The following is a 24,433-nucleotide window of genomic DNA, read 5'->3' as shown; positions in this document are numbered from 1 at the left end:
TTGCCCGCGTTAAGGCGGGTCCAGTCACAGATGTACCGGAAGACCCATGACCTACCACCCCAAATCAGACTTCATGCGCGTGATGACGGAGCGCGGCTTTCTGGCCGACTGCACCGATTATCAGGGGCTGGACGAAGCTTTGATCGCAGGCATCGTGCCGGGATATATCGGCTTCGACGCAACTGCGTCGTCGCTGCACGTCGGATCATTGATCCAGATCATGATGCTGCGCTGGTTGCAGAAATGCGGTGGCAAGCCGATTGTTCTGATGGGTGGGGGCACGACCAAGGTGGGCGACCCCAGCTTTCGCGCCGACGAACGCCCGCTGCTGACAGAAGAACAGATCGATGCGAACATCGCGGGCATTCGCGCGGTATTCGATAGTTACATATCGTTCGGCGACGGAGCGTCCGACGCCCTGTTGCTGAACAATGCGGAATGGCTCGACGGGCTGAATTATCTGACGTTCCTGCGCGATGTCGGGCGCCATTTCAGTATCAACCGGATGCTGTCGTTCGAGAGCGTGAAGTCCCGGCTGGACAGGGAACAATCGCTGTCGTTCCTCGAGTTCAACTACATGATCCTTCAGGCCTACGACTTCATGGAACTGCATCGCCGTCACGGTTGCCTTTTGCAGATGGGCGGATCGGATCAATGGGGCAACATCGTCAACGGCATCGACCTGACGCGGCGCATTCTGGACGATGCCGTGTTCGGCCTGACTTCGCCCCTGCTGACCACGTCGGACGGCAAGAAGATGGGCAAGTCGCAGTCGGGGGCGATCTGGCTGAACGGCGACCTGCTGTCGGCCTATGAGTTCTGGCAATTCTGGCGCAACACGACAGATGCCGATGTGGCACGGTTCCTCAAGCTCTATACGGAGCTTCCGGTCGAGGAATGCGACCGTCTCGGCGCGCTGGAGGGGTCGGACATCAACGCGGCAAAGGTGCGGCTTGCCAACGAGGTCACAACCCTTTTGCATGGCGCTGACGCGGCGGCAGCGGCGGAAGCCACGGCCCGCGAAGTCTTCGAGAAGGGCGGCGCGGGGGACGACCTGCCGACTGCCATCGTTTCATCGTCCGAGGCTGCCGAGGGCATTTCCATTGTCCAGTTGTTTGTCCGCGCAGGATTGGCCAGGTCCGGCAAGGAAGCGAAACGCCTGATCGCCGAAGGCGGAGCGAAAATCAACGATGCGGCCGTGACCGACCCCGGACTGGTTCTGGATGCGACTGACTTGGCCTGCCAGGTCAAACTGTCCGCTGGACGCAAGCGGCATGCGCTGATCCGTATGACAGATTGACGCGGGAACCATGCATATCGGTCGAAAGTTTGGTTGTCGTCGACCAATCGCAATTACAGGAGGACCGCCATGAGCCCCCCCGACACAAATATTGAGAAGCAGAAGCAGAAGCACGCAGGTCCGATCATCGGAATTACTGCGGGTTTGGTCTTCGCCGCTATCATTCTGGTCGTCTATCTGTTCTTTATCGTTTCACCCGAAGACAACTCGCCGGACAATACGCCGACCGGAGATGCGGTCCAGACCGATGGCAATGCCACCATCCAACCGAGCGATGCGGCGACGGATCAGAACCCGTCAAGCAACTGATCTATTGCTTAAATTTGCTAGGGCCGCCTTTATGGGGCGGCCTTTGCAATCCATTCTAATGATCGGCTTCGATTTCAATCGATGACGCGAACCTCGGTCATTACGTCCGGATTGTCCTGAACGCTGCCGTTCGGCCCCTGCCCGCGCTTGATCTTCTCGACGACGTCCATGCCGCCGGTCACGCGCCCGACTACGGTGTATTGACCATTCAGGTTCGCCGCAGGGGCGAACATGATGAAAAACTGGCTGTTGGCGGAATTCGGATTGGACGACCGTGCCATGCCGACCACGCCCTGCTCGTAGGGAATGTCCGAAAATTCCGCGTCCAGGTCGGGACGGTCACTGCCACCTGTTCCGGCCAGATCGAGGTTGGTGCCGGCGCGACCATACTGCACGTCGCCGGTCTGGGCCATGAAGCCATCGATCACACGGTGGAAAACGACGCCGTCATAGGCCCCCGCTTCGGCCAGCGCCTTGATCTGAGCAACGTGAGCCGGAGCCACGTCTTCCAGCAGGTCGATGGTGATCGTGCCATTCGCTTCGCCCGTCACGTCGATTTCGAGGCCGACGGCGAATGCGGCAGATGCCGACGAGAGGCTGATCGCCAGAGCACAAAATATCTTACGCATCGGCAGCCACCTTGACGGAGATCATCTTGTCGGGGTTCGCGGGCGGCTCGCCACGGGCGATCTTGTCGACATGGTCCATGCCCTGGGTGACGCGGCCATAGACGGTATACTGCCGGTTCAGGAAATGATTGTCGCCGAAGTTGATGAAAAACTGGCTGTTGGCCGAATCCGGGCTGGCAGAACGGGCCGCGCCAAGGGTGCCACGGTCATGCGGCACGCCGGAAAATTCAGCCTTGAGATCGGGCTTTTCGCTGCCGCCGGTTCCGGCGCGCGCGGTGTTGCCGCCCTCCTTGCCATGCTCGACGTCGCCGGTCTGCGCCATGAAGCCGTCGATCACGCGGTGAAAAACCACCCCGTCGTAGGCACCTTCGCGGACCAGTTCCTTCATCCGTTCGCAGTGACCGGGCGCTACGTCGGGCAACAGTTCGATATGGACGGGGCCGTCCTTCAACTCGATGATGATGGTGTTCTCGGGGTCTTTGATGTCGGCCATCGGGGCCTCCTGATGTGGTGTCCGGCGATTAGCTAGGGCATCGGGCGGGCAAGGGAAACCCATCGTCCGCTCGCGACACGCGTAACGGTTGCATTATGCCTGTTTGCCAGCGGCGACATGTAGGCGCTCAATCTCTTGCGGGTCCAGTGCCAGCGCCGTGGCGAACCGTTGCAGATAGGCCCGTTCCGACGACGCATCGGGGTCGATGGCAGTCAGGGCGGCGGCATAGACCTCGGCCTCGTGACCGCGGGGAACGTCGCGGGCCAGCGCTTCCGGGTTCAGCGGCTCGGACAGGGCGTCGCGGATGGCCTGTTGATCTTCGGGCGTGTCGGCATCGCCCATGATGTCGTCCAGAGCCTGCCGTTCCCCGGCGTCGATTTCACCGTCAGCGCGCACAGCCTGACCGATCGCCCGGATCATTGCGGCGGCCGTTGCTTCGTCCTGCGGGCCCTGTTCGGCGCGGCGCATCACATCAGCGTCACTGCCCTGCGCCATGGCAGACCCGCCCGCCATCGCGGCCAAACCGCCCAGCAGTCCCCCCATACCACCAGAGCGAGCCGTGCCGGAGGACCCACCAAGCGAGCTTAGTATGCCGCCCAGACCGCCCGATGAACCGGAGCCCGTCGTGCCGCCGCCCAATGACCCGAGCAAACCGCCAAGACCCCCGGATGACGACGACCCGGCGGTGGTTGTGGACGATCCGCCTGCCCCGGCCAGCCTGTCCTTGAGTCCGGCCATGCCGCCCCCTTTGCGGAACGCCTGATAGCCCTTGGCGGCTGCAAAAGCCAAAGCCATTCTCATGGCAGTTTTCTTGAGCGACATCGGAAATCTCCCGGCTGGTTCAGATGCCGGGAGATCTAGCACGGGTCGCAGCTGGGGCCACAGGTTCAGTTCGAAGGCAGCAGGTTCGGCACGATCGTGACGATAGACGGGAAAATCCACAGGATTGCCAGACCCAGAACCTGGATCAGCACGAAGGGGATCACCCCGCGATAGATATGCCCCGTCGTCACCTGCTTGGGCGCGACGCCCCGCAGATAGAACAATGCGAACCCGAAAGGCGGCGTCAGGAAAGACGTCTGAAGGTTCACCGCGATCATGATCGTGACCCACTTCGGATCGAAGGTGCCGCCATAAATGACAGGCCCGACGATGGGAATGACGATGTAGATGATCTCCAGGAAATCGAGGACGAAGCCCAGCACGAACAGTACCAGCATCACGATCAGGAAGACTTTCAATTCGCTGTCGAAGCTTTTGAGGAAGTCCTGGATATAATATTCTCCGCCAAAGGAAATCAGCACCAGGTTCAGCAGCTGCGACCCGATCAGGATGGTGAAGACCATCGACGTAACCTTGGCCGTCTCGCGCACGACAGGGCCCAGAACGCCGGTGCGCAGCAATACCCAGGAGGCATAGAGCAGGCCCAGAAACGCCCCGTGATAGGCCAGTTGCGCGATGATCAGCGCGATCCAGTCGGCGGCGGTCGTGGTTGCCAGCCCTGTGCGCAGGTCGAAATTCACGCCGAACAGCAGCATGACCACGATGGCCAGCGACGCCAGCAGGATCGACACGCCGGAGCGGCCTTCTTCCTGCAACTTACGATAGGCAGCCAGCATGATCGCGCCACCGGCACCCAGTGCCGCGGCGGGCGTCGGGTTGGTGATGCCCCCGAGGATGGACCCCAGGACGGCAATGATCAGGACCAGCGGCGGGAACACGACCCGGATCAGTTCGTTTTGCGCCAGACGTTCGAAGGCGGGCCAGACGCCGTAGAGCGTAATCGCCATCGGTACCGCCATCAGGACAAATGTGGTGCCCGGTGACGTCATCGGTCCGATCAGCACGGCATCAAGGATGAAGGCCAACAAGACGCCGCCCGCCCCGATCAGCAGAGGCCGCGCATCGGCCAGTGGATTGATGCCCCGCGCGGCGGCCAGAACGATGGCCATGCCGATGAACAGGATCGCAATTCCGGAACCGATGGGGGCGGCATTTCCGATTGCCGCAGTGCGCGCGGCGATCAGTTCTTCTGCCGAAAGCTGACGAGACAGCTGCACTCCGCCCGCATCGTTGATTGCGGCCTGTTCGGCAACGGCGATGTCCCAGGCTTCCTGACCATGCAACTCGATCATCGCGGCCTGACACGAGGCGGAGACGTTGGTGCGCAGTGAGGAGGTTTCACCCGCCTCGCTGAAACTGCTGACGGCAACATCCTGCGGTCCGATCAGGCCTGCGAAGCCAAGGGCGATGGCCCCTATGATCAAAAGGATCGGCACACCGACAAGCCATAGCCAGGCGTCCTGTTTGGTCGTGGTCGAGGGGCGGCCCTCCTCGAACTGGACCGCCGGAGCTTTGGAAGGATTCAAGAGGGCGTAGCCGAAGGCATAGGCCCCATACAGGAACGCCAGGAAGATGCCAGGCAGGAGAGCCGCCTGAAACAGAGTGCCGACCGAGACGACGGCGGGCTGCCCCAGATAGGTCAGCGCATCTGAGCAGCCGGCCAGTGCGGCCCGCTGTTCCTGCGCGGTAGAATAGATGTCACCTGCCAGTGTGCCCAACAGGACAATCACGATGGACGGCGGAATGATCTGACCCAGGGTTCCGCTTGCAGCGATCACGCCGGTCGCCAGTTCGGGCGAGTAATTATTGCGCAGCATCGTCGGCAGGGCCAGCAGCCCCATGGTTACGACGGTCGCGCCCACGATGCCGGTCGAGGCGGCAAGAAAGGCCCCGACGATCACGATGGAGACGGCCAGGCCGCCCGGCAAGGGGCCGAAAACGCGCGCCATCGTGGTCAGCAGGTCGTTGGCGATTTTCGAGCGTTCCAGCGTAATGCCCATCATCACGAACATCAGCACCGCCAGCAGCGTTTCAATCGACGCACCTGCGATCACACGCTCGTTCATGCGATTGACGATGAAGCCAATGTTGCGGTCCAGCGCGGTTTCCCAGCCCTGCGGGAAAAGGGACACCGCCTCGCGCGGAAGGTCAGGGTATCGGAAAACCGAGATGCTGTCGCGGGCGACGCCTTCGGCGATCAGGGCGGCATATTCGGCAGAGTTGGTCGCGATGGCCTGATGGATCAGGATGCCCGCGCTATCGAGAGCGGCGATGATCGCGAAGCTGATCGTGCCGGCACCCGCAATGGCGAAGGCCACCGGGAAGCCCGACATGATCCCCCCGAACAGGCAAAGGAAGACGATGATCAGGCCGACTTCGACCCCGTCCAAACCGAAAAGCATCTCGTGTCCCCTTCGGGCTTGGTTTGCCCGTGAATTCTATCGGGCGTGAACCGCCCGCTGTTTGGTTTGGGCGTGAACCGCCCTTGTCTTCAGTTGATTCTGGATGCCAGAGCGATGTCTTCGTCGCCTGTGATGTCGTAGTCCATGTACCGACCCGCACTCATCTCGCCTTCACGCAATTCCAGCCAACTGCGCCAGAAGAAGACGCAGGCCTGGAAAAATGCAGTGGCGACGAACAGCAGGATAAGGATCTTGAACAGGAAATAGGCATTGAACCCGTTCGGACTGAACCCGATGGTCTCGACGTTCCAGCGCATCGCCCGCGCTTTCAGCATCAGCCGGTCCAACTGATCCGAGGCGGATGTGGCCGGGGTAATCAGGCTGCGCCAGAGGAAGAACCACGAATACAGCCAGATCAGGATCAGCGCGGGCATCATGAACACCACGCTGCCGACCATGTCGATGATACGCTTGGTGCGATGCCCGACCGCGGAATAGACCAGATCGACACGCACGTGCCCGCCCTGAATGAACGTCCATGCGACGCAGAGGCTGACGATGATCGCGTTATAAAGCTTCAGTTCCTCGGAGTACCACGAGAGGTCCTTGGTAAAGACCGTACCGAATGGCCCGATGCTGATTTCCGAGACGCGGAAGATGCGTTGCAGGAAGACGATCATGATCTGCTGCATCACCATCAGGAAGCCTGCCCATGCGGCGATACGCCCGGTCCAGTTCAGCACGAATTCCGACCCGCGAACCAAGCCCCAGCCAAATCGACGCGACAGGCCGGTCGCTATGGTCAGGATCAGGAACAAGGCAAGCAGAACGAAAAACAGCTCCTGACTGGCTCCGTAGTATACGAAGCGCAGCACGGATTCACTGTTGGACCAGTCCAGCCATGTAGCTGGGTTGATGACGGCGTATACCAGATTATAAAACGCGAGGCCCAGGTTCGTGAAGAACCACAGGATGGCATCAATCATTATGTCCCCCGACATGGCGCATGGGGTGTCCCCCCCGTCGTGTTGGCCCGCCCCCGAAGGGATGGGCCGCTATCACTACAGGCCGCTCAGTGGCGACCCCAAAGGACAAATCAGCCGCGAACGCGGTCGCGCTCGGTCCGATACTTGCCTTCGGAACGGGTGATCCAGTTCGACGAGGACTTCATGCTCTCCATCGCCGAGTTGTGGATTCTGGCGAACAGTTCGTCGCCCATGTTTTCGTCGGTGACTTCCTGGCTGGCTACGCCCATCGCATCCCAGACGGCATCGGGGAATTCGCGGATCGTCACACCACCGGACTGAAGCCGGGCCAGAGCGGAGCCGTTGTTGGCCATGAATTGCGCCAGGTTCCACTGGTGCCCTTCGCCGGACGCGATCTCGATGATTTTCTGGTGGGCAGGAGACAGCTCATCGAAGACATCGCGATTGGTGGCGACAGTCAGGCCGGCACCCGGTTCATGGAACCCTGCGGTGTAATAGATCTTGGTGATCTCCTGGAAACCGGCCTTTTCGTCGGCCCAGGGACCGATCCACTCGGTGCCGTCGATCGCACCCGAGGCCAGCGCCTGATAGACTTCCGATCCGGGCAGGTTCTGGACGGAGGCGCCCATCTTGCCAAGCGCCTGACCGCCGAGGCCGGGCATGCGGAACTTGAGACCCTGAAAGTCTTCGGGGCTGTTGATTTCCTTGCGGAACCAGCCACCGGCCTGCGCGCCGGTATTGCCACCGAGGAAGGATTTCAGACCGAAGATCTGGCCCAGCTCGTCGTGCAGTTCCATGCCGCCGGCATGGTAATACCAGTTGGCCAGTTCCTGCGCCGTCATGCCGAATGGCACGGCGGTGAAATAGGCATAGCCCGGGTGCTGACCGACGAAGTAATAGTCGGCACCGTGATACATGTCGGCCTGACCGGAGGTCACTGCGTCGAAAACCTCGAACGCGCCGACCAGTTCGCCAGCGGCCTTCAGATCGACGGTAAGCTGGCCATCGGACATGGCGGTGATGCTGTCGGCGACACGCTGAGCGCTGTCGTGGACACCGGCAAGGCCGCGTCCCCAGGTCGTGACCATGGTCAGGGTGCGTTTGCCCTGCGCGTAAGCGGGTGCTGCGAGTGCGGCTGCACCGACGGTGGCGGCACCACCGAGCGTGGAATTTCTAAGGAATGAACGACGGTCCATCAATACCCTCCCTTGGGATTTTTTATGTCAGCCACCCTCCCGGCAGGCTGACGGCCCCCTTTGCGGGGCGTTCGGGGACACTAAGGAAAGCCATCGGCGTGTCAAATACCCGAAAATGCGTAGACGCGCCCACCCCTGATAACTGACGGCGCCCCAAGGCATCAGCCGGGTGGGATGACCGGATCGCGTTCGAAACGCACGGTATCCAGGGCCGTCCGTACATCGCGGATTGTCTTGCGCCGCAATTCCTTGAGCTTCTGGGCTTCGGCCAGACTCTCGGCAGTCTGATCGAACAGAATATCCATCATCTGGTCTACCAAAGCGGTATCTTCGATATTCGTGAAATAATGGTCCTGCTTCATCCGGAAGATGCGGCGGTACCCCATGCTTTTCACGACTTCCCGTACTTCGTCGATCTGCCCCGGAAAGCTCTCGACCTGGAGAAACCCTTTATTCCCGCTAAGATACTCCCTCGCCCCGAGCAACGCCTTTAACTCGTGCCCTTCGACATCAAGCTTGAGCGCAAACGTCTCGCCACGCATATCGTAGCCGTCGTCGATCCGGACCGTCTCGACCTCAACTGTATTGGCGGCCTTCCAGGCTGCGGGCATCGTGGACAGCAGGGCATTGTTCCCCGCCATCTTGCCGAACACGGCATATTCGCTGCGTTCCGCAACGTCCGATACGGCGGTGTTCTGAAGATCGATTATCGCAGGGTCAGCCTGAAGTTCGGCGTTGCGGGACAGAACGTCGAAAGCGCCCTCGCCAGGCTCATAGGCATGAATCGATTGGACGGACGGCATCTGGCAAACCCGCACCGAATAGACGCCGATGTTTGCCCCGATGTCGAACACCCGCGTTGCGCCGATAAGCCTGACCAGTGCCGCGAACGCAGAAATCGCTCCGTGTTCGTAGTCGTAGGTCAAGTTCAGACGCTTGCGCGACGCACGCGAAAATCGGCCATAAATCGTATCCAGCGCGTCGTCAGGAAGGGGCGCAGTGTCGAGAACCATATTGAGATCTTTCCGTAGGAATGCGGTGCCCCGTCTGGCCCCACTCAAACCCAGTCAAACGCTGAAAAATGTGAAAAATTGGTTAATGGATGGGTTTCACGTCAGCTGAAAGGTCGGCGATTGAGTGCAAACTATGCTATATTCTTCGAACCTGCGCATTTTGACGCAGGATCGTGCGCTTTGTTTTTGCGCCCTTAGGGAGATTGTTTTTATGTATGCGCGTGTCACACCCTACAAGATGAAGCCCGGCAGCATGGCCGCCGGAACAAAAATCCTCAACGGCCTGAAAGACAAGGTCATGGCCCTGCCCGGTCAGCAGACATTCCTCAACGTGATGGATGACAAAACCGGCAAAGGCTATGTCATCTCGACGACTGACATCGCCGAACCGACGCCTGAGACATCCGAAAAAATCAAGGGGCTCTGGTCAGCGTTCTCCGAGTATCTGGAAGACCAGCCCAGCGGTGAGACTTACACCGTCGTCAGTCATTGGAAAAACTGATCCCCCAACCGTGATGCATGCCAGACCGTGCGCGGCGTTGTCACGGCGCACGGTCTGCGGTCTAATCGGACCATGCGTCTACTCCGTCTTTCCTATGGCCAATCGCTGTTTCTGCTGGCTACGCTGCCGCTGGTCCTTGCGATCAGCGGTATTGCGGTGCTGATCGCCGTGCAGTCCGAACGCACTGCCGCACGAGAGATCGCGTCGCTGGAACAGACGATGATCGACGCCAAGCGGCGCGAATTGCGGAATTATGTTCAGTTGGCGCGCACCGCCTTCATCACCATCTATGGCAATGCTCCCCCTGACGACGAGGTGGCAAAACTGCGGGTGACGCAGATCCTGTCGGCGATGGTCTATGGCACGGACGGGTTCTTCTTCGTCTACGATTATGAAGGCCAGAACCTCGTGGCACCGCGTCAGACATGGCTGATCGGGCGCGACTGGTCCGGCCTGCAGGATGATCGGGGCGTGCCGGTCACCGATACGCTGATCGAACTGGCGCGGGCCGGATCAGGCTATCACACCTACGAATGGCCCAAGCCGTCTACCGGACAGAATGCCACGATCCTGACCTATGTTATTGGGCTGCAGGATTGGCAGTGGGCTATCGGAACCGGCGTCTTCCTTGATGACGTTCTGGCGCAGGGAGCCGCCGCGCGGGCCGAGGTGCGGACCAATGTCGCACAGCAGTTCCGCTGGATCGGGGCGATCGCTCTGGCCGCATTATTGCTTGTATTCGCGTCCGGTCTGATGATCACCGTGCGCGAACGTCGTCTGGCCGATGCAAAGCTGAAACAATTGACTCAGCGGATTCTGGACACCCAGGAAGAAGAGCGGGGTCGCGTCGCGCGCGAACTGCACGATAGCATCAGCCAGCTTCTGGTCGGCATACGCTACAAACTGGAACTGGCACGGCGTTTGACCGCCAGGGGCGATGCCTCGGCCGAGGCTGCGGTCGACGGGGCAATCACCGGATTGCAGGGCGCGTTGACCGAGGTACGCCGCATCAGCCACGATCTGCGCCCCGGTGTGCTGGACGATCTGGGACTCGGTCCAGCGTTGAAATCGCTTTGCGAAACATTCGAAGCTCGTACAGGTCTGCAGGTCGAATTTCACACTGCCGTTTTTCGCAACCGGTTGGATATCGAGGCCAAGACAGCGCTGTACCGGATCGCTCAGGAAGCGCTGACCAATGTCGAACGCCATGCCGGGGCGACCCGCGTAAGGGTCAGCCTTCTGGGGCACCGACGCGGCGCAACCATGAGGATCGAGGATGACGGATGCGGCCTGCCCCGTCGCGACAATGCGACCGGCTCCGGCATGGGCCTGCGCAACATGGCCGAGCGGATCGAACAACTGCACGGCAGCCTGACACTGACCTCGGGTCCGGGCGGGCATGGCATGGTGGTGGAGGCAACTGTACCGCTGACCCACTTGCTGAAACCCGATACAAGAAACGAAGGCGAAGCGCCTTCCGCGCAAGCGGCGGAGTGATCGACAGACGGATAGAATGGTCCGTTCAATTGACTAAAATGCCAGTGATATAAGCGGTATTAGGTCGCATCGTCGCCTTTTTCGAAACAATATCGTAAACACTTGCCTCGTATCTCCACGGCTCTGTCCTGGAGGTCGAAGATGTCGGTGGTGAATGCTCCTCAAATCGAAGGCGACCCGATTTCCGGGGGGCTATTCAACGGCAACTTCCTTGCGAACCGCTATACGTTGGAGCCGGGCGGCAACCTGATTCAGATTGTCGAATACCTTGGACTGACCGGTCTGCGATATCCCGGCGGCTCGCTGACCGAGAAACTGTTCGACATCGGCAACCCAGACAGTTCTGTCGTCTATGACGATGATGGCAAGGCGCAGGGTTTTGTGCCGCTGTCGGATTTCCTCGCCTATGCGACCGCCAACGACCTGACCGCCACCATCGTCCTGCCTACCAGGGACAATCTGTCGGTCCGCATGGATGGCAACGGCGACCGCTTCCCCGCCTTCGACGAGGCGGAGTTACGCGTCTTTGTACGCGACGTGGCGACGGGCGAATACGGCGACACCGATATCGTCGCCTTCGAGATCGGGAATGAATACTGGGGCAGCGGCGAAATGAATGCCGTTGAATACGGTCGCCTGTCGTCCCGTATGGCCGAGGTAATCGACGACGAACTGACCCTTGTCACAACGGAAACAGGCACAAACCCCGGCATCGACGTGATAGTGCAATCGGGCACCAACAGCGGGTCGTCCAACCTCAGCGCAAATTACGCCGGACAGTCCGCAGTCGACATACTTGCTGACCTGAACGCTACGTACGGCACCGATTTCGGATCCGAAGTCGTCTTTCCCAACGGCGGCATGAACTGGCGCGCGATCAACGACGAGCTGATCATCAAGCAGTTCGATGAAGACGAGGCGCTGGCCGTCGACGGCGTAGTCACTCACCTGTATTCGCGCGAGGCGGTGCAGCCCGGTCAGCGGGATTTCGGTCTGAATCAAATCGAAAAAAGCTGGGAGGCGGCCTTCGAGGGCATCGACATTCACGTCACCGAATGGAACCAGTCTGCATCTGACCCCCGCTTTGACCGCGAGACGGATTATGGTCTGAAACAGGCGCAGGAAGTCCTCAACATTTTTGAGACTATGGTCGAATCCGGCGTCGATCAGGCCCATATCTGGCCGCTGATCCAGAACACGCGAAACGCACTCAGCCCCGATAGCGCGGATGGCGGCGTCACTCCATCAGGCGCCCTGTTCGCGATGATGTCGGAGGGGTTGCCGGGCAAGCAGATGCTGGATTTTGCCGTCGATGACGACAGCGTGACGGAGTTTCAGGGCAAGACCGCCGATCTTCATGGTTTCTATGGAGATGGCGAGCTGGTGTTCTACGTCGCCTCGACTTCGGACACGATTGAAACGGTGACCTTCGATCTGGACATGATGGTCGAAGGGGGCGGCACACCGACCGCCCGGACGATCGGAGTCGAGGACGCAACCCGGCCCGGTGCCTCCGATGCGCGGGCCACGGTCGAAACGCTCGCGGAAGACGATTTTTATGATGATGGCCAGATCGTCGCGACCCTGGCACCCGGCGAAATCATGGAGGTCCGCCTTACCGGTTTCAGTCCGACTGACGAATTCGAGCAGACGATGACCACGATCGACGGCAACGAACCGGAAGCAGACCCGTTTCTGTCCGATGCATCAGGCGCGCTGTCCGGCAGGACCGAAGACGCGCTGAATTTCCACGATGACGGATATCACAGCCCGCTTCCCCCGATCACTGGACCGTCCCCGGACGATGACGCGCCGGAGAACGAGCCGGTCGCTGCGGACGAAGCGGCAGATGCAGGCAGCGGACCGTTAGACGGTATGGGCTGGCTTCTGGCATTGCTGCCGTTCCTTGGAATGGCGGGCCTGGTCGGTTGACGTGTGCCCGCGACACGGTTGTCGCACGGCCGCCGATCGCCCCGGTTCCGCCTGTCACTATCCCGCGCCGCGTCCCGGCCCGGCGAACGCCACCAATCCCATTTGTCTTGTTCCACGCCCTGCCCTGGCGTAGTCGGCATCACATGACCGATGCTACACTTCCCCTTCGCATCCTGATCGTGGACGATCATCCGATGGTCGCGGATGGCATCCGCGCGCTTTTGGAAACTTATGATGACCTGACCGTCGTCGGTACCCTGTCAAACGGGCGCGAGGCCATCGCCCGTACGGCGGACCTGAGGCCTGATGTCATCCTTCTTGATCTCAATATGCCGGAAATGAACGGGTTGGCGGCAACGGAAATTCTGCGCGAACGCCACCCCGACGTGGCTGTGCTGATCCTGTCGATGCACGATGCGCCCGAATATGTCGCCACCGCCCTGCGCCACGGAGCCGCCGGATATTGCCTCAAGGATCAGCCGACCGAAGAAATCCGCCGCGCCATAGATACGGTTGTTACGGGCGAACGATACCTCTGCCCCGGTGCGGAAACCGCGCTGGAGCCATCGGGCGACGGATCAGAGCCGCTGACCTCACGCGAACAGACGATCCTGCTGCTGCTGGCGCAAGGACGGTCAAACAAGCAGGTGGCAGCGGATCTGGATATTTCAGTCCGCACGGTCGAGACGCATCGCAAGAATCTCAAGCGCAAACTCGGCATTTCGTCCACGGCGGGCCTGACACGCTATGCGATGGAACATGGCGTACTTCAGGGAACGGGATTCCTGCATTAAGATAGCCATGCAAAGCATTGATATTGCTAGCCGCGCCCCATAATGACGCTGACGTAATTCCGCGTCTCGCGATAGGGTGGAATGCCGTTGTACTTCAGAACCGCGCCGGGACCGGCATTATAGGCCGCCAGGGCCAGACGCCAACTGCCGAAGGCCCGATACTGGATCGCCAGATACCGTGCCCCCCCGTCCAGATTCTGCTGCGGATCGGCGGGATTCACGCCCAGGGCACGGGCCGTCTGGGGCATCAACTGAGCCAGACCGATCGCGCCCTTGTTCGACCGCGCATTCGGATTCCAGCCCGATTCCTGACGGACCAGCCGCAGAAAAAGATCTTCGGGGATGCCATGGCGGCGCGCGGAAATGCGCGCGGTCTCGATCCAGGCCGACCGCTGACTGCCACTGTAACGCGGAATCGATTCGCGGGACGACCCGTTCGCGGTCTCGAACCTCCGCGGAGCCAGACGGCTGGAATTCGAATACTGTGTGGACAGGCGCCGGTCCATAAGGGCGGTCTGGCTGGAAAAAATATCGGCGCGGGACCGGCTGGAAAAGGTTTGAGCCTTGGCCCCAGTGGTTCCGAGCATGGCCGCGCAGATCGCGGAAAACATGGCAAATCGGATCACGTGAAAATCTCCGGCTGTCCCATTTTGACGCGCGCCGCCCCTTGTGTCGGGATGTCCGTGCTGACGGATGTGTTAACGTAAATCCGTCCTGTTTGGAACCCTGCGCCGTCAACCCTGTGCGCGTTGCGGTCATGGACCTTTAACCACTTCGATGTTCAAAAGGCGGAACAGATTCGGACAGAGACGGGAGAGCGACGATGGCCGGCAGCGTGAACAAGGTAATTCTGATCGGCAATCTTGGCCGGGACCCTGAAATTCGGACCTTCGGGAACGGCGGCAAGGTGTGCAACCTGCGCATCGCAACGTCTGAAACCTGGCGAGACAAGACCAGCGGCGAGCGCAAGGAAAAGACCGAATGGCATTCGGTCGCGATCTTCAACGAAGGTCTGGTCCGCATTGCCGAGCAGTATCTCAAGAAGGGATCGAAGGTTTATCTGGAAGGCCAGTTACAGACCCGCAAATGGCAGGATCAGTCCGGGGCCGACCGCTATTCCACCGAAGTCGTATTGCAGGGTTTCAATGGCACGCTGACAATGCTTGACGGTCGCAGTGAAGGCGGCGGCAGTGGCGGCGGCGGCGGGTCCTACGGCGGCGGCGATGACCGGAGCAGCGGCGGCGGCACTTCCGGGGGCGGCTATGGCGGCCCGTCGGACATGGACGACGAAATCCCGTTCTGAGACTACTTCGGGACAAACTGTTTTGTCGACCTCCGGGTTTGTGAAGCGGACTGTCTCTGCGGCGGGTGGCCCGATATAACGGTTACCACCCTGCCCCAATCCGACAGCGATTGGGGCCGATGATGATCGGTACGTTGTTAATCACGGTTCCATCGCGGCACCCAAGGCGTGACGGATCGCACGACAGGGTCGATGGCCGGTATCGCTGCAACAGAGGGATGGACCAGCGATATGCCGGAACGAACCTGCCGGCAGCACCTGCTGTCCTTCGGCCATTTGACGAACATGGAGATGTCAGCGATATCCGTTTATCCAAAGTGACAGAGTCCGACCCATGTCCCACCACGAGATTATCGATCCCGCTTTTGCGCGGTTCGTGCTGAGCAACGCGCCGGTCAAGCAGTTGGCGACCGGCTTCGACTGGGTCGAGGGGCCGGTCTGGTTCGGTGATGCCGGTTGCCTGCTGTTCTCGGACATTCCCAATGACAGGATCCTGCGCTGGACGCCGGACGTCGGCATCTCGGTCTTTCGCGCGCCGTCGAACTACGCGAACGGTCATACCCGTGACCGCGAGGGACGGCTGGTGTCCTGCGAACATGGAACCCGGCGCGTCACCCGCACGGAACTGGACGGCACTCTCACGGTGATCGCCGACACCTTCGACGGTAAGCGGCTGAATTCACCCAACGACGTGGTGGTGAAATCGGACGGCACGATCTGGTTCACCGACCCCCATTACGGCATCATGACCAACTATGAAGGTTTCGCGTCCGAGCAGGAGCTTCCATGTCGCATCTACCGCATCGACCCCGCGACCGGGATGATGGATGTCATGGTCGACGACATGAAATGCCCCAACGGGCTGGCGTTTTCACCAGACGAGAGCCGTCTGTATGTGGCCGACACCGGGCGCATGTTCACCGAAGACGATCAGCATATCCGGGTCTACGACTGCGCAAGCGGCGGCGCGACCTCGAACGGTCGTCTGTTTCATAAGATCGAGCCGGGGCTGGCCGATGGCATCCGCGTCGACACCGATGGCAACCTGTGGTCGTCGGCGGGCGACGGGGTGCACTGCATCGCGCCGGACGGTCACCTGATGGGCAAGGTTCTGGTGCCGGAACTGGTGTCGAATATCTGTTTCGGCGGACGCGCCAAGCATGAGCTGTATATCACCGCGACGACCAGCCTGTACCGCGTAACGCTGAACCGTTCGGGCGTTCAGCGACCGTAAGGCCGCAGGATCAAAGTGTATGGCTACTGCAATCAACAAAGCCTGAGTTTTCGAGAATCCGCGCCGTGGATTTCAGATCGACGGCAGGGCTCCGGTCATGGCGGCCAGCACCTCGTCGGCCGGACGCGTCCACCAATCTTCTGCCGAGAAAATCTCCACTTCGACCAGCCCGTCAAAACCCTGCGCTTCGACGACGCTCCGGATCGTCGGAATGTCGATGACGCCCTCGCCCATCATTCCCCGGTCCGTGAGCAGATCCCTGGTCGGGTTCAGCCAGTCGCAGACATGGAAGGCCAGCAAACGATCCTTCCCGGCACGGGCGATTTGTGCGGCAAGGTCCGGATCCCACCACACGTGATAGACATCAAGCGCGACGCCGATGCCATTGCCCAGTCGATCACAGATATCCAGCGCCTGACCTGTTGTATTCACGCAGGCCCGGTCGGCCGCATACATGGGATGCAAGGGCTCGATAGCGATCTTCACGCCCACGGTCCGAGCATAGTCGAGTGTGGCAGAGAGCCCGTCTGTCACGATTGCGCGCGCGCCGTCGATATCCCTGGAGCCTTCGGGCAGGCCGCCGACAACCATCACCAGACACGCGGCACCGATTGCCGCCGCCTCGTCGACAGCGCGTTTGTTGTCGTCAAGGACGGTTTGCGTCAGCGCGCCTTCGGCGGTGTACCAGCCGCCCCGGCACAAGCCCGATACGCCAAGACCGGCATCACGGATCAGCTTTGCCGCACGGTCGACCCCGCAGTCCAGCAACTTGTCCCGCCAGGGGGAAATTCCCCCGATACCATGCCGTGCACATCCGTCGATACATTCCGCAAGAGTCCATTGTTTGCTGACCGTTGCAGTGTTGAGCGACAGATCGGCAGAGGTGAGCGTTCTCATACGGACACCCCGCGCGCCTGAAATACGGGACGGGCCCGGCGGGCCACTTCATCGGGGTCGATGAACAGTTGCGCGTCATTGGCCAGCCGCAGGATTTCCGCCAGATGCAGGGTGGATCGTGCACTTTCCTGCCCGCTGACCATGGTGAAGTGGTCCTGATGGCCCATCAGATATGCCATGAACACCACACCGGTTTTGTAGAACCGTGTCGGGGCCCTGAAGATATGACGCGAGAGTGGAACGGTCGGATCAAACGCCGCGCTATAAGCGGCATGATCGCCCTTTGCCAGCGACGTAAGCGCCCGGCACGCCGACCCGGCGATCGGGTCAAAGATGCCAAGCAAGGCGTGCGAAAAGCCTTCCTCGTCACCTGCAATGAGGTCGGGGTAGTTGAAATCGTCCCCCGTATACATGGCGACGCCATCCGGCAAACGCCGCCGCATGGAGATTTCTTTCTCTGCGGACAGAAGCGAAATCTTGATCCCGTCCACTTTGGCCGCGTTGTCTGCGATCACGGACAGACAGGTATCCATGGCGCCCATGTGATCGGGATCGCCCCAATAACCTTCGAGGGCCGGGTCAAACATTTCGCCCAGCCAGTGCAGGATGGCAGGCTGTTTCAGTCCGGACAGCACCCGGCCATAGACGCGGGCATAATCATCCGGCGACCTTGCAGCCGCGACCAAGGCGCGGCTGGCCATCAAGATAACCCGCGAGCCGGTGGCCTCGACCGCTTCACACTGCATTTCATAGGCCGCGATGACATCGTCGATTGTCACGTCCGGGCCTGGTATCAGGTGATCGGTTCCGGCCCCGCTTGCGATCAGGGCTCCGGCTGGCGCGTCTTTCATACTGCGCCGGATCAGGTCGAGCGAGGTCGGCCAGTCGAGGCCCATGCCACGTTGCGCCGTATCCATCGCCTCGGCCACGCCAAGACCAAGCGACCAGAGGTGGTGACGGAAGGCCAGTGTCCGCTCCCAATCCACGGCCACCCCGGTGCCGGGGTCAACATCGGCCAGCGGATCGGCCACCACGTGGGCGGCAGCATAAGCGATGCGTGTCCAGTCGCCGCCGGGTTCAGGCACCGGACCCGCCGTCAGGGTCAGCGATGCCGTAGCGCCCCCGGCTATGGGTAAAATCAGGTTCGACATGTGCGGTCCCCTCAGATGTCCAGCGCAGGCACATCGAGCCAGCGTCGTTCCGCCGAAGACCGGTAGCCCAGCTCGGCCAGTTGCACGCCTTTGGCCCCTTCCTCCAGCGTGTAGGACCATGGTCCGTCTTCGGCGACGTGGCGCAGGAATTGCTCCCACTGGACTTTGAAGCCGTTGTCGAACGTGGTGTTGTCAGGCACTTCGACCCAGGTGTCGAAGAAATCCATGGTTTGCTTCTGGTCCGGATTCCAGATCGGTTTCGGCGTGTTCACCCGCGCCTGTGAATAGCACGTGTGCAGACCCGCAACCGCACTGCCGAGCGTTCCATCGATGTGGAAGGTAACCAGATCATCCCGTCGCACGCGGGTGGCCCAGCTGCTGTTGAGTTGCGCGACGATCCCGCCTTCCAGCTCGAAGGTCGCATAAGCCGCATCGTCGGCGTCTGCATTGTATTTCTTGCCATCTTCGTCCCAACGCTCAGGGATATGAGTCACCGCAAGGCAGGAAACGGCCTTGACCGGCGCGACGACATTATCCAGCACATAGCGCCAGTGGCACAGCATGTCCGAAACGATGCCGCCGCCGTCAGCCTTGCGATAGTTCCATGAGGGGCGTTGGGCTTCCATCCAGTCGCCCTCGAACACCCAATAGCCGAATTCGCCGCGAACACTCAGGATCTCGCCAAAAAATCCGGAGTCGCGCAAACGCTTCAGCTTGAGCAGACCCGGCAGGTCGAGTTTGTCGTGAACGATACCGTTTTTCACCCCTTTGGCCTTGGCATGGCGGGCGATCTCCACCGCTTCCTGCAGCCCCTCGGAGACCGGCTTTTCGGAATAGACGTGTTTGCCCGCGTCAATCGCCTTGCGCAGAAGGCCCGGCCGCATCTGGGTGCTGGCCGCATCGAAGAAGACGGTATCGTCGGGATTGGCAAGGGCGGCATCGAGATCAGTGGTATAGCGTTCAACACCGTGCTTCTTGGCCAGTTCGGCGATCTTTCCCCCGTTCCGACCCACGATGATCGGGTCGGGAAGCAACAAATCGCCGGATTTCAGACGTACGCCACCCTGGTCCCGGATTGCCAGAACAGACCGGATCAGGTGCTGGTTCATGCCCATGCGCCCCGTCACGCCGTGCATGATGATGCCAATTCTCTGTGTCGCCATCGTCGTATTCCTTCGTCTTTGATAATTTGGTGCCCGACCACTCATCGGGGGGCGGTATGATAAAATGTCAGGATGGCAAATGATCCCAGTTGCGGCGCACAGTGGCCGCGGCCAGCGCAAACGTGTCGTGCACGTTGCCGGACAGGATAAAGGGTTCTACGCCCATCGGAGCGGACCAACCCGCCTTGCGCAAGGCAGGCAGGATGGCATCGAACGGGTCACTTCCAGCGCCGGGTGCACCCCGGTTCGTATCGTTGAGGTGAATGTGCCCGATCGGTCCCCGCCCGACCCATTGTCTGATCAGATCGGCAACGGGAGGTTCGGTCTGGCCGGCCGCGGATGTGTCGATCATCGTCTGGAACGCCGGGTTGCCGATAGCCCCACAAAGCGCGGCGCCTTCGGCCACGGTGTTGATCGCCGTAGTTTCGGTCCGCGAGAGTGGCTCGATGCAATAGATCAGGCCTGCCTGCTGTGCGTGTTTGGCAACCGGGGCGAAGAATGCTGTCAAAGTGTCCTGCAGATCAGCGCCCGGCACCGGCACCCGCTGCTTGGGTGAGCCATGCACCATGACGTCCGCGCCAAGACCATGCGCCAGGTCGATCAGACCGAAAAGGATACTCTGCGTTGCCGTCTGACGGGCCGGATCGGTGATCGAGGCTTCGGGGTATCCTGAAAGGAGCCAATGCAGGCCGGTGATCCGGATGCCTTCGCCTTCGACCTCGTCCCGCAATGCCCTGACTTTTTCTGACGATAACCTATGTGCCTCGGGACCCAGCGAAGCCGGATCAACTTCAAGGCCCATGGCCCCGAGCTTACGGGCAACACGGCTCTGGTCGGCCAGCCTCGGGTATTCAGCGGCCAGCAGTTCATTGCAAAATGTAAGTTGAAACGTCATTCGCGACATTCCAGCCAGGCGAGCACCATATCGGTGATCAGGCCACGGCGCAGATCAAGCTGTGCCGCATCGTTCAGGTCGCGTCCGAAGACGGATTTCAGAGTATGGCGGTTGGCGACCGGGAAGTAACATAGCGACGCAATCGTGATATAGAATTCCACCGGATCGACACCTTGTCGAAACGCACCCTCGGACGCACCCCTGTCCAGGATAACGCCGATTTCAGTAACCAGATGAGACTGAATTTCGGTCAGATCGGCGATCACCCGGATGGTGCTGCCGCCGCGCAGGTTTTCAGTGTTGAGCATCGACACGAACCACGGCTTTTCGATAAAGTGGTCGAGCGTGAATTCCACCAGTGCCCGGATCGCGTCAGACGGGGCGAGGTTGGACAGATTCAGTGTGCGCTCGCCTTCACGGATCTGGACATAGGCCTCGCGCAGCGCTGCCGCATAGAGATCGTCCTTGTCGCCGAAATAGCTATAGATCATCGGCTTGCTCATGCCGCTTGCAGCAGCAATCCGGTCGATGCGCGCGCCTCCATATCCATAGTCGGCAAATTCACTCAAGGCCGCTGCCAGAATATCGGCGCGGGCTGCTTCAGCATCATGACGGCGGCGTGGGCTGGGACGAGAGGTCATGGCTGTTTTCCATTGGCAAAAGGATTGCGTGCCGCGAGGGAGCGGCGCACGGGTGCAATGGATAAAAGGACCGAAACAACAATGATAATGGCAAAACCTGCCGAGATCGGGCGTGTGAAAAAGGCAGAAATGTCGCCGTCCGAAAGGATCAGCCCCCGGCGCAGTGACTTATCCAACAAGTCCCCCAGAATGATGCCCAGCACTAACGGAGCGACAGGATATTTCATCTGCCGCATCAGGAAGCCGATGAAGCCGAACGCCACCATCACCCAGACGTCGAACAGTCGCTGGCTGAGGGCATAAGGTCCGATCACGCACAGGGTGAAAACCACTGGCATCAGCCAGGCGCGCGGAATTTTCAGCACTTGTATGAACAGCGGCGTCAGCGCGACCCCGAAGATGCCAATCGCCAGGGTCGCAAAGACCAGCATCGCCGCTACGGAATAGATGAACGTCGGTTGTTCTATCATGATCATCGGACCCGGCCGGATACCATGAATGAACAGCGCCGCAATCAGAACGGCAGCAGGGGCAGACCCGGGGATCGCCAGTGTCAGTGCCGGGATCAACGCGCCTGGGACAACAGCGGAGTTGCCGGTTTCCGCGGCCGTCAGCCCCTCGGTGCTGCCCTTGCCGAACTGATCGCGTTCGGGCGACTTTCGGCGGGCGGCTGCATAACTGGCCCAGGCTCCGATATCTTCACCTACGCCGGGAATGATGCCGACCATCGTTCCGATGATGCCCGATTTTACGATCGTGATCCGGTAGCGCCAGATATCCAGCAAGCGTGGCAGGCTGGACCCTTTTGCGGCATTGGTGGCCAGTTCCGGCACCTTTTGCCACATGACGCTGAGCACTTCCGCAAAACCGAAAGCCCCGACCATTGCAGGGATCAGGCCGATACCGCCGTTGAGTTGATCGAACCCCCCGGTCAGTCGGATGTAGCTGTGGATGCCATCTGACCCCACCATGGCAACCATCAGACCCAGAATACCGGCAATATAACCTTTCAGCGGCGAGGCCCCGCCTGTCAGCTGGCCTGAAATCACGATCCCGAACAGCGCCAGCCAGAAGAATTCGTAAGAGCCGAATTTCAGTGCCGCCTCTGCCAGTGGCGGGGCCAGCATGACCAGCAGCAAAATCCCTATAAGTGTGCCGAGCGCGGACCCCGCCGTCGCCAGACCCATTGCATAACCAGCCCTGCCCTGTTGGGCCAAGGGATAGCCATCCAGCGCAGTCGCGGCACTGGCCGGGGTGCCCGGAATGTTCAGCAGAATTGCGCTGCGCGATCCGCCGTAAATTGCGCCGACGTACATGCAAAGCAGCACTAAGATGGCTGCGTCCCGATCCATCGTATAAGTCAGCGTGGTCAGCAGTGCGACGCCCATTGTCGCGGTCAGCCCGGGCAGCGAGCCCACGAAAATCCCCAGCAAGGTTGCCCATGTGACATGAAACAGCGTCGTGAACGTCGACAATTCCCACAAGGCTGCGCCGAAATTTCCCAGACCCGTCATGGCAGGCGCACCAGAAATGCATAGCGGAAAAGCGCGCCGATGATCCCGGCGGCCAATATGCCAAAGACAACACCCGCGACGACCCGCTTCATCGGTGCCATGTCGGTATCGAAGATAATCACGAAGCCCGCGACATAGACCGCCGTTGCCACGTAGAATGGCAGTGTGCCGACCATCAGAAGTGCATAGGCGCTGCTCCAGAGAGCCGCGAGGATCATTGTCCGCCACGAGGCGGCATGCGTCGCGTCCTCTGGATCCTTCGCACCGATATACAGAAACACCGCGCAGATGCTCATGCCCGCGCCCAGGATCATCGGCAAAAGACCCGGAATGGATGACGGATGAATGCGCCGGATTTCCAGCCGGTCCATCGTGTAACCTGCCCAGAGCATCGTCAGTCCAAGGGCGATGAGTACTATGGCGGTGATACGGTCGGCGCGTGCGGAATCAAGGCGCATCATTCGTCCCATTGAGTGCTGGATTGTCAGAAAATGGCGAGATGCGCCGTCCGGGTTGCCATGGACGGCGCAAGCCGCTGTGTTACTCGGCTGCGCAGGTGATGCCGATTTCCGATGGATCGACCACCGCCTCGCCGCGTGTCACGCGGGCACAGGCTTCGGCGGTAATGACCGGCATCGCGCGGTCGAGCGCGTCTTGACCAGCCGATGGCGCAAAAACGGCACCGCGGTCCGTGGCATAGGTCATCAGTTCCGGCGATGTCGCGACTTTCTCAGTCCAGATCGCCTCAACGGTCGCATAGACCTCGTCCGGCGCACCGGTCGGAATAAGGATGCCGAAATAGTCTGCGGCGACCTTGAAATCCGGTATGAAGTCCGTAATCGGCGGGATAGGATCAATACCTTCCACATTCAGGGACTGGTCCGACAACACAGCAAGACCTCGCAGGCGGCCTGCCCGGATCATCTCGGTCTGCTCCACTGCCAGCTGCGTGGTGACAGCCACCTCGCCACTGGCGGCGGCCATCACGGCGGGCGCGCCGCCATCATAGGTGACCATGCGTGCTGCCAGTTCGCCGCCCGCTGCTTCGCCAATCGCCGCCAGCGCCATCCCACCGGAGGAGTTTACGCCGGCGGTGCCGACAGTCACGCCTTCGGTTTTCATCGCCTCGAGAAGCTGCGCAAAGTCCATATACGGGCTGTCGGCATTGACGCTGACGACGGGCACGTTCGCAACGCTGAGATAGATTTCATAATCTTCGATCGATGTGCCTTCGATCAGGCCCGTCACAGCATATGTGGCGTTGTTTGCCACGGCATTGGCTGTCCACGTGTATCCGTCCCGTGGCGCATCAAGTGCGGCTTTCGTCCCGATAGACCCAGACGCACCCGGCTGGTTCACGATAACCACGTCTGTGCCCAGTGCCTCTGCCAGAATTGGCGCGACGACGCGTGTTACCTGGTCGGTGGACCCCCCTGCCGACCAGGGTACGATGATGTTGATCGGGCGATCCGGCTGCCATGACGCGTGGCCTTCGGCCAATGCAGTCAACGGAATCAGAGCGGCCACACCGAGACTGGCCAGTGTCATTGAAACTTTTGTCATACATTCCTCCCCTTGAATACTACTAACCAGTAGTATTGGGCTACTGGTTAGTAGCAATTAAAGTTTACGTCAAGTAAACCTTCTGCAGGAAACTGTCTGATGCTTCATGCAGGAGAGACCGGCACCACCGGCAGATCATGACAGGCTCAGGTCGAAGTCATGCTGTAAATGTCATT

The 24,433-nt window shown here is 60.4% G+C and carries 24 protein-coding genes; 8 read left to right on the top strand and 16 right to left on the bottom strand.

Translation table 11 applies throughout. The features are described 5' to 3' along the window. Nucleotides 1–46: 46 nt before the first annotated feature. Entirely contained in the window at nt 47–1,300 is a 1,254-nt protein-coding gene (tyrS, locus tag AC13C2_RS09170) for a tyrosine--tRNA ligase (RefSeq protein ID WP_482886622.1), read from the top strand. A 69-nt stretch (nt 1,301–1,369) separates the two neighbouring features. Next, nucleotides 1,370–1,609: a DUF2273 domain-containing protein gene (locus AC13C2_RS09165; protein WP_092763459.1), complete on the top strand. Its 240-nt coding sequence runs from the start codon at nt 1,370–1,372 to the stop codon at nt 1,607–1,609. 74 nt (nt 1,610–1,683) lie between these two features. Here AC13C2_RS09165 and AC13C2_RS09160 read toward each other — a convergent pair whose 3' ends face one another. The 7 genes from AC13C2_RS09160 to AC13C2_RS09130 form a co-directional block, all read right to left on the bottom strand. After that, nucleotides 1,684–2,238: a peptidylprolyl isomerase gene (locus tag AC13C2_RS09160; RefSeq protein ID WP_482886621.1), complete on the bottom strand. Its 555-nt coding sequence runs from the start codon at nt 2,236–2,238 to the stop codon at nt 1,684–1,686. Next, the gene (locus AC13C2_RS09155; protein ID WP_092763463.1) at nt 2,231–2,731 is read right to left on the bottom strand and encodes a peptidylprolyl isomerase; all 501 of its coding nucleotides are present in this window, start codon (nt 2,729–2,731) and stop codon (nt 2,231–2,233) included. Before AC13C2_RS09155 ends, AC13C2_RS09160 begins: the two co-directional genes overlap by 8 nt. A 93-nt stretch (nt 2,732–2,824) precedes the next feature. Next, complete coding sequence (locus tag AC13C2_RS09150; protein ID WP_482886620.1) at nt 2,825–3,553, bottom strand: DUF533 domain-containing protein; 729 nt, start codon at nt 3,551–3,553, stop codon at nt 2,825–2,827. A gap of 65 nt (nt 3,554–3,618) precedes the next feature. Beyond that, nucleotides 3,619–5,976 carry a TRAP transporter large permease gene (locus AC13C2_RS09145; protein ID WP_339645443.1) on the bottom strand — a complete coding sequence of 786 codons (2,358 nt, stop codon included), beginning with the start codon at nt 5,974–5,976 and terminating at the stop codon, nt 3,619–3,621. An 89-nt stretch (nt 5,977–6,065) separates the two neighbouring features. Next, the gene (locus AC13C2_RS09140) at nt 6,066–6,962 is read right to left on the bottom strand and encodes a TRAP transporter small permease subunit (protein WP_092763854.1); all 897 of its coding nucleotides are present in this window, start codon (nt 6,960–6,962) and stop codon (nt 6,066–6,068) included. Between the two features lie 110 nt (nt 6,963–7,072). Then, the gene (locus AC13C2_RS09135) at nt 7,073–8,158 is read right to left on the bottom strand and encodes a TRAP transporter substrate-binding protein (protein WP_482886619.1); all 1,086 of its coding nucleotides are present in this window, start codon (nt 8,156–8,158) and stop codon (nt 7,073–7,075) included. A 161-nt stretch (nt 8,159–8,319) separates the two neighbouring features. After that, a complete protein-coding gene (locus AC13C2_RS09130; RefSeq protein ID WP_482886618.1) occupies nt 8,320–9,171 on the bottom strand; it encodes an FkbM family methyltransferase in 852 nt (283 codons plus the stop codon). 238 nt (nt 9,172–9,409) lie between these two features. Between AC13C2_RS09130 and AC13C2_RS09125 the strand changes: the two genes are divergently transcribed. The 4 genes from AC13C2_RS09125 to AC13C2_RS09110 all read left to right on the top strand — a co-directional run bounded on the left by AC13C2_RS09125 (nt 9,410) and on the right by AC13C2_RS09110 (nt 13,896). Beyond that, nucleotides 9,410–9,673 (top strand): hypothetical protein, encoded by a 264-nt coding sequence (locus tag AC13C2_RS09125; RefSeq protein WP_482886617.1) that lies wholly within the window; start codon nt 9,410–9,412, stop codon nt 9,671–9,673. A 72-nt stretch (nt 9,674–9,745) separates the two neighbouring features. Next, on the top strand, nt 9,746–11,170 hold the full coding sequence (locus AC13C2_RS09120; protein WP_482886616.1) for a cache domain-containing protein: 1,425 nt from the start codon (nt 9,746–9,748) through the stop codon (nt 11,168–11,170). Nucleotides 11,171–11,311: 141 nt separating this feature from the next. Continuing rightward, on the top strand, nt 11,312–13,102 hold the full coding sequence (locus AC13C2_RS09115; protein WP_482886615.1) for a hypothetical protein: 1,791 nt from the start codon (nt 11,312–11,314) through the stop codon (nt 13,100–13,102). A 143-nt stretch (nt 13,103–13,245) separates the two neighbouring features. Beyond that, nucleotides 13,246–13,896: a response regulator gene (locus tag AC13C2_RS09110; RefSeq protein WP_339646817.1), complete on the top strand. Its 651-nt coding sequence runs from the start codon at nt 13,246–13,248 to the stop codon at nt 13,894–13,896. Nucleotides 13,897–13,922: 26 nt separating this feature from the next. On the opposite strand, the gene AC13C2_RS09105 is transcribed toward AC13C2_RS09110, so the two are convergent. Next, entirely contained in the window at nt 13,923–14,519 is a 597-nt protein-coding gene (locus AC13C2_RS09105) for a lytic transglycosylase domain-containing protein (RefSeq protein ID WP_482887000.1), read from the bottom strand. Between the two features lie 200 nt (nt 14,520–14,719). Between AC13C2_RS09105 and AC13C2_RS09100 the strand changes: the two genes are divergently transcribed. Further along, nucleotides 14,720–15,199 carry a single-stranded DNA-binding protein gene (locus tag AC13C2_RS09100; protein WP_482886614.1) on the top strand — a complete coding sequence of 160 codons (480 nt, stop codon included), beginning with the start codon at nt 14,720–14,722 and terminating at the stop codon, nt 15,197–15,199. Nucleotides 15,200–15,533: 334 nt separating this feature from the next. Next, nucleotides 15,534–16,433 carry an SMP-30/gluconolactonase/LRE family protein gene (locus AC13C2_RS09095; RefSeq protein WP_482886613.1) on the top strand — a complete coding sequence of 300 codons (900 nt, stop codon included), beginning with the start codon at nt 15,534–15,536 and terminating at the stop codon, nt 16,431–16,433. Between the two features lie 72 nt (nt 16,434–16,505). Here AC13C2_RS09095 and AC13C2_RS09090 read toward each other — a convergent pair whose 3' ends face one another. From AC13C2_RS09090 to AC13C2_RS09055, 8 genes are all read right to left on the bottom strand, one after another. Beyond that, nucleotides 16,506–17,330: a sugar phosphate isomerase/epimerase family protein gene (locus AC13C2_RS09090; protein ID WP_482886612.1), complete on the bottom strand. Its 825-nt coding sequence runs from the start codon at nt 17,328–17,330 to the stop codon at nt 16,506–16,508. After that, nucleotides 17,327–18,481, bottom strand: a complete 1,155-nt coding sequence (locus tag AC13C2_RS09085; RefSeq protein ID WP_424338248.1) for a dihydrodipicolinate synthase family protein — start codon at nt 18,479–18,481, stop codon at nt 17,327–17,329. The genes AC13C2_RS09090 and AC13C2_RS09085 overlap by 4 nt, the downstream gene beginning before the upstream one ends. Nucleotides 18,482–18,492: 11 nt before the next feature. Then, nucleotides 18,493–19,644 carry a Gfo/Idh/MocA family protein gene (locus tag AC13C2_RS09080; protein ID WP_339644604.1) on the bottom strand — a complete coding sequence of 384 codons (1,152 nt, stop codon included), beginning with the start codon at nt 19,642–19,644 and terminating at the stop codon, nt 18,493–18,495. Between the two features lie 67 nt (nt 19,645–19,711). Further along, nucleotides 19,712–20,539: a sugar phosphate isomerase/epimerase family protein gene (locus tag AC13C2_RS09075; protein ID WP_482886611.1), complete on the bottom strand. Its 828-nt coding sequence runs from the start codon at nt 20,537–20,539 to the stop codon at nt 19,712–19,714. Beyond that, entirely contained in the window at nt 20,536–21,180 is a 645-nt protein-coding gene (locus AC13C2_RS09070; RefSeq protein ID WP_482886610.1) for a TetR/AcrR family transcriptional regulator, read from the bottom strand. Before AC13C2_RS09070 ends, AC13C2_RS09075 begins: the two co-directional genes overlap by 4 nt. Further along, nucleotides 21,177–22,694: a tripartite tricarboxylate transporter permease gene (locus tag AC13C2_RS09065; RefSeq protein ID WP_482886609.1), complete on the bottom strand. Its 1,518-nt coding sequence runs from the start codon at nt 22,692–22,694 to the stop codon at nt 21,177–21,179. Before AC13C2_RS09065 ends, AC13C2_RS09070 begins: the two co-directional genes overlap by 4 nt. After that, nucleotides 22,691–23,152, bottom strand: a complete 462-nt coding sequence (locus AC13C2_RS09060) for a tripartite tricarboxylate transporter TctB family protein (RefSeq protein ID WP_482886608.1) — start codon at nt 23,150–23,152, stop codon at nt 22,691–22,693. Before AC13C2_RS09060 ends, AC13C2_RS09065 begins: the two co-directional genes overlap by 4 nt. Before the next feature lie 82 nt (nt 23,153–23,234). After that, nucleotides 23,235–24,257 carry a Bug family tripartite tricarboxylate transporter substrate binding protein gene (locus AC13C2_RS09055; RefSeq protein ID WP_482886607.1) on the bottom strand — a complete coding sequence of 341 codons (1,023 nt, stop codon included), beginning with the start codon at nt 24,255–24,257 and terminating at the stop codon, nt 23,235–23,237. Nucleotides 24,258–24,433 lie beyond the last annotated feature (176 nt).

The organism is Jannaschia sp. L-14R, from assembly GCF_056857695.1.
The sequence above is the reverse complement of the archived record's forward strand: the minus strand, read 5'-3'. Positions and strand labels throughout refer to the sequence as shown.

Bases quoted from the DNA above. Each gene is read 5' to 3' on its own strand.
- tyrS (WP_482886622.1), top strand. From the start codon at position 47: ATGACCTACCACCCCAAATCAGACTTCATGCGCGTGATGACGGAGCGC.
- AC13C2_RS09165 (WP_092763459.1), top strand. From the start codon at position 1,370: ATGAGCCCCCCCGACACAAATATTGAGAAGCAGAAGCAGAAGCACGCA.
- AC13C2_RS09160 (WP_482886621.1), bottom strand. From the start codon at position 2,238: ATGCGTAAGATATTTTGTGCTCTGGCGATCAGCCTCTCGTCGGCATCT.
- AC13C2_RS09155 (WP_092763463.1), bottom strand. From the start codon at position 2,731: ATGGCCGACATCAAAGACCCCGAGAACACCATCATCATCGAGTTGAAG.
- AC13C2_RS09150 (WP_482886620.1), bottom strand. From the start codon at position 3,553: ATGTCGCTCAAGAAAACTGCCATGAGAATGGCTTTGGCTTTTGCAGCC.
- AC13C2_RS09145 (WP_339645443.1), bottom strand. From the start codon at position 5,976: ATGCTTTTCGGTTTGGACGGGGTCGAAGTCGGCCTGATCATCGTCTTC.
- AC13C2_RS09140 (WP_092763854.1), bottom strand. From the start codon at position 6,962: ATGATTGATGCCATCCTGTGGTTCTTCACGAACCTGGGCCTCGCGTTT.
- AC13C2_RS09135 (WP_482886619.1), bottom strand. From the start codon at position 8,158: ATGGACCGTCGTTCATTCCTTAGAAATTCCACGCTCGGTGGTGCCGCC.
- AC13C2_RS09130 (WP_482886618.1), bottom strand. From the start codon at position 9,171: ATGGTTCTCGACACTGCGCCCCTTCCTGACGACGCGCTGGATACGATT.
- AC13C2_RS09125 (WP_482886617.1), top strand. From the start codon at position 9,410: ATGAAGCCCGGCAGCATGGCCGCCGGAACAAAAATCCTCAACGGCCTG.
- AC13C2_RS09120 (WP_482886616.1), top strand. From the start codon at position 9,746: ATGCGTCTACTCCGTCTTTCCTATGGCCAATCGCTGTTTCTGCTGGCT.
- AC13C2_RS09115 (WP_482886615.1), top strand. From the start codon at position 11,312: ATGTCGGTGGTGAATGCTCCTCAAATCGAAGGCGACCCGATTTCCGGG.
- AC13C2_RS09110 (WP_339646817.1), top strand. From the start codon at position 13,246: ATGACCGATGCTACACTTCCCCTTCGCATCCTGATCGTGGACGATCAT.
- AC13C2_RS09100 (WP_482886614.1), top strand. From the start codon at position 14,720: ATGGCCGGCAGCGTGAACAAGGTAATTCTGATCGGCAATCTTGGCCGG.
- AC13C2_RS09095 (WP_482886613.1), top strand. From the start codon at position 15,534: ATGTCCCACCACGAGATTATCGATCCCGCTTTTGCGCGGTTCGTGCTG.
- AC13C2_RS09090 (WP_482886612.1), bottom strand. From the start codon at position 17,330: ATGAGAACGCTCACCTCTGCCGATCTGTCGCTCAACACTGCAACGGTC.
- AC13C2_RS09085 (WP_424338248.1), bottom strand. From the start codon at position 18,481: ATGTCGAACCTGATTTTACCCATAGCCGGGGGCGCTACGGCATCGCTG.
- AC13C2_RS09080 (WP_339644604.1), bottom strand. From the start codon at position 19,644: ATGGCGACACAGAGAATTGGCATCATCATGCACGGCGTGACGGGGCGC.
- AC13C2_RS09075 (WP_482886611.1), bottom strand. From the start codon at position 20,539: ATGACGTTTCAACTTACATTTTGCAATGAACTGCTGGCCGCTGAATAC.
- AC13C2_RS09070 (WP_482886610.1), bottom strand. From the start codon at position 21,180: ATGACCTCTCGTCCCAGCCCACGCCGCCGTCATGATGCTGAAGCAGCC.
- AC13C2_RS09065 (WP_482886609.1), bottom strand. From the start codon at position 22,694: ATGACGGGTCTGGGAAATTTCGGCGCAGCCTTGTGGGAATTGTCGACG.
- AC13C2_RS09060 (WP_482886608.1), bottom strand. From the start codon at position 23,152: ATGCGCCTTGATTCCGCACGCGCCGACCGTATCACCGCCATAGTACTC.
- AC13C2_RS09055 (WP_482886607.1), bottom strand. From the start codon at position 24,257: ATGACAAAAGTTTCAATGACACTGGCCAGTCTCGGTGTGGCCGCTCTG.